This window comes from Robiginitalea sp. (assembly GCF_049588695.1).
In the GTDB taxonomy this organism is placed as follows: domain Bacteria; phylum Bacteroidota; class Bacteroidia; order Flavobacteriales; family Flavobacteriaceae; genus Robiginitalea.
Genome location: NZ_JBAVZJ010000475.1, coordinates 1 through 4072, shown reverse-complemented (window position 1 = coordinate 4072; position 4072 = coordinate 1). Strand labels below are relative to the sequence as shown.

Annotated in this window: 4 protein-coding genes; all 4 read right to left on the bottom strand. The window is 38.3% G+C overall.

The annotated features are described in order from the left end of the window. Window positions 1-658: serine hydrolase domain-containing protein (locus WBV75_RS11205; RefSeq protein WP_424120688.1), on the bottom strand; the 658-nt coding region annotated here is incomplete at its 3' end. A 392-nt stretch (window positions 659-1050) separates the two neighbouring features. Then, on the bottom strand, window positions 1051-1755 hold the full coding sequence (locus WBV75_RS11200) for an intradiol ring-cleavage dioxygenase (RefSeq protein ID WP_424120687.1): 705 nt from the start codon (window positions 1753-1755) through the stop codon (window positions 1051-1053). Then, the gene (locus WBV75_RS11195; RefSeq protein WP_424120686.1) at window positions 1748-2269 is read right to left on the bottom strand and encodes a hypothetical protein; all 522 of its coding nucleotides are present in this window, start codon (window positions 2267-2269) and stop codon (window positions 1748-1750) included. Before WBV75_RS11195 ends, WBV75_RS11200 begins: the two co-directional genes overlap by 8 nt. A 12-nt stretch (window positions 2270-2281) precedes the next feature. Next, window positions 2282-3628: an erythromycin esterase family protein gene (locus tag WBV75_RS11190; protein WP_424120685.1), complete on the bottom strand. Its 1347-nt coding sequence runs from the start codon at window positions 3626-3628 to the stop codon at window positions 2282-2284. Window positions 3629-4072: the final 444 nt, after the last annotated feature.

Below are 4072 nucleotides of genomic sequence, written 5' to 3'. Positions count from 1 at the left end.
CAATGGTATCCCACCTGTTTATAAATGTATTCTCCAATCCGGCTTTCTGAATGATATTTTTTTCAACATATTCACTGTAAGACAAACCGCTCAGTTTTTCGATGATGCACCCTAAAAGATAATAGCCCGTATTGCTATAGCTCCACTTTGAACCTACCGGGAAGTCATAGGGATTATTTCTGAAATAGTTAATCAAAGAATCCTGAAGGTGGGGCGTTTTAGTTAAAATGAGAGATTCGGCATATCCCAGAAAGCCCTGATCATGTTCGTAATCTTTTAAACCTGATGTATGAATCAGCATCGTATGAATGGTAATACTATCTCCTCTGGCAAAGCCTGGGATATACGTACTTAGTTTATCGTCTAGGCTTATTTTGCCCGCTTCAGCCAATTGTAAAATAGCCGCAGCCGTAAATTGCTTTGTAACAGAACCAATCTGAAATTTTGTTTGGGGAGTATTGGGAATATTCCATTCCCTGTCCGCATAACCAAATGCTTTCTCATAAATAAGATGCCCGGCTTTTCTAACCAGGATGGTGCCAGTAAAACCATTCACACGAGCCTCCGCCTTCATATAACGGTCCAAAGCGTCGCGATGATTTTCCTGGGCAATTAAAGCCGCAGGAAATAAAATCAACAGGATTATTAATTTTCTCATTTGATTCTATTTTAGAAGTGCCTGCCTGGTATGGGGTTCTAATGTCATAAGTTAATTAAATAAGGATAGCCGGCACCACCAACGGTCAAATGTGTGGCGCGTTTCAATGCACTATATACGTCCTAAGAATTATTCAGTTGCTAAGTTGATTGTTTATTGTAATTAAATAACCGCTTTGCAATTCGATTTCACCTTCGTGTTTTCCTGCTCCATGCATTTAGGTTCCTTTCCAATGAATATTGGATTTTGTAAGGTCAATTCTAATAGTATCACCTTCTATTTCACTTTTAACCAGCGTGCTTTGTTTTGTTATGGTTGCTTTTGGAGCATCTGAATTGTGTTTGCCAATGCAAGAACCTTACAACATGAAAAGTGTAAATATTAAAAATATTCTATTCATAGTTCGGAATATTTAAGCCTAAAATGATATTCCGTTTAGCCGTAAAAATGCCATGGTCTAAAATTGGTTTTACGATTCCGGAGCCTCCACGATTACCTAATTCATCTCTTTTCTTTTGAGTTAACATTGGGTCGTCATCAAAGACAAATTCGTCAATGTAGTATTCATTTTTATTTGATTCTTTTACAGTAATATGTATGTGTTCTGGTTCAATCCCATTGGGATAAGATGCTGGTCTAAAGGTGTAAAATGTGTACTCCCCTGACTTGTTTGTCTGTATCCATCCGCGAATATATCCGTGTCGTTTGGCCCAACCTTTTTCTTTACCTCGAGTAGCATAAATACCTTTTCTATCTGTATGGTATATGTATAGAATAACATTATCGGCTGGTGTTTTTCCGTCGTTTTCAAATACTGTTCCTGTTAGCTTTAATTTTGGTTCGGTTTCTCTAAAATCGGGTAAGGTGTCAATTGGTGATAATTTTTGTGCCCCGTATTCATAAATTGCTTCACAGCCCTCACAAGGTCCACCTACTATTCTTTTTGCATCACCTTTCTTGGTTTGTGATTGACAAGAGTTGATAGTCAAAAGTAAAATCAGAATAAAGGTTATTTTTCTCATCCTTTTCTCAAATTGTGGGCAACGGTTACTATTGTTGTATGCCGTTTTAATTTTAATCAGTTTGACTTTATTCAATAATTTCAATTTCGATTGCATCTATCCAGACTGTCCCAAAATCTCTCAAATGAGCACTATATGTTATAGTATGGGCATTTTCCGGTACGTATGCCTCAATTACAATTTCCTGCCATTCTTTCCCTTCAAATCTAAATTTATCTAGACTATCATACAAAGGAGGGGCTCCGGCGTAAGTATCATCTTTATTATCTGCTTCTATTAATAAGTGGAGAAATGAAAAAGTAGAGGAATCTGTTTTCGCCTTTACGGCCGCCTTTAACTGAATAGTTTTATTAAGAAACGGTGTAGCGTCAATAGATTGCAATACGTTGGGTCCAATTTCACCATAGGCAGGACCAACAGGTCGTTGAATCATCAAGGACTTTTTTCCACTATAAGCATCATCACTTGTGGTCATGGTAACTCCTAATCGTTCGAATTTGGACCAAGTAATCCATCCTTTAGGTGATTCACCTACATTACTCTCTTCAAAATTTAAATTTGTTGGGTGTTCAAGTTTTTTGTTAAACAACCAAATATGATCTTAATCTGATTTATCAATAGGTACAGTAGCTGTTGTTTTATCTAAAAAAAGAAGGGCATCAAATTCCTTTGAAAGCTTGTGTGTTTGGTAGTAGTCTTCGGGCCTGCTTTGATTGTAAAACCCCCAGGAATATCGTGTGCTTAAGGGTTTATCAAGCCACTCATAAATAGGACCATTTTTAGGGATATTAGAGAGATCTAAATATGCATTGTGTAAGTTGGCATTTATCATGGTATGTTCTAATGAGCCATGTTTCGAACTACCAACTTCAAAAGTTTTAAAGCCAGCAGAAGGTATATTATCATCTAAAGCTGAAAACTCGCCTTGATTGTAAAAAATACCAACAATTTTAAGTTGATCACCATACCATTTTTTAAGATGATTGCCCATGCATTTATAACCTTTGTAATCCACACCTTCATTATCGTCTTCTTCTAATATCATATTGGCCACATGAAAATTGTGTGCCCAAGCAATCAGTTTAGAATTTTCACCTTCATAATCTAAGGTCCATCTGATATTTTCTGCTTGCCCATAGTCTCTTTCGAGACCTGTCTTTGCAGCGTTAGAAATATAAATTTCAATTTGTCGTGCATGTTGCTTGGCCAATTGCCATTCGTCTACGCTTGAAGAGGCAACATAGGTTTCCTTTTTGCTATCAAAAGCTTTCATTACCTCTTGAATATAATTTAACGATATGGAATCATACTCTTCAGGAATCCACTGTCTTCTTCCTAAGCCTTTTGGATCTGAAAAAGGCACTTCAAGAATACCTAATTCAGGTCGTACAATCTCTTCAAGTTCTTGATCAACTTTTTTAAGATACTCTAACATGACTCTTGCGGCACGTTGTGGGTCTTGAACATCGAAGCCATAGAATTTGACCTTTTTTAGATTATCAGGATTTGCATTGTAAGATCGCATCCATTTAATGAGTTCCCAGACCTCTTGGGTATCCCAGGTCCAAAAGTAAATCCCGGCAATCGCCTTTTCAGGATCACCGATACCATCTACTACATAACGATTAACATCGAAAGCCTCACCAAAGGGACATTCAAGTGCAAAGATGTTGAAACCCTTCTCCTCAACAAGGTATTCGATCATACGGTGTTTTAATTGGAATACTTCCCGATTACCATGAGTTGGCTCTCCTAAGGATACGATTCGAGCATCACCAATCATTTCACCAATAGGTAATAAGTCTTCAAATCCATTTCCGGGTTCTACGGTGCTAATCTGAATAGCATTCTCGGAAATCCATTCAATCACTTGTTCTTCTTCAGACTTCTCAGCACATGAAAACAATAAAAGAACAAGCAATAATATTAGGTTCGTTTTAATTCTCATTTAAATTATCGAATTGGATCAAATGGCATACAACGTCCCGGGTATACCACGTTCCGGGTTGCATGTTTTGCGCATGAGTGTGGCGTCTTATTTTGGACACCGAAATGTGGGCGCCATTAATTACCCGTAGAGTAAAACAAGCCGGGATGTGAGTTACCGGATTGATTTTATTTCAAGTTAGGAATTTTCTTCGGGCTAAGCGATGCCAGGCATGTGATATACGCGTTGTTATGCGCCTGTTCGTACTCTTAAGTGCTATTCGTGGTTGGGAGATCTTGCGAGGTGTTAGCAGCTCTGGGAGGCTAAGGCGAAGGCCATAACTGAGTAGGCCTGGCCAATCCTTAAATCATTTAAACCGGCTCACTTGCCCCAGGCAATTGAATGACGCACAACGGTTTAGCTATGCGCAGTGTCCCGAAGGGCATTGCGTATAGGTGTTGTTGT

What these genes read in the sequence shown, in the direction of transcription:
- WBV75_RS11190 (WP_424120685.1), bottom strand. Translation starts at nt 3,628, where the DNA reads ATGAGAATTAAAACGAACCTAATATTATTGCTTGTTCTTTTATTGTTT.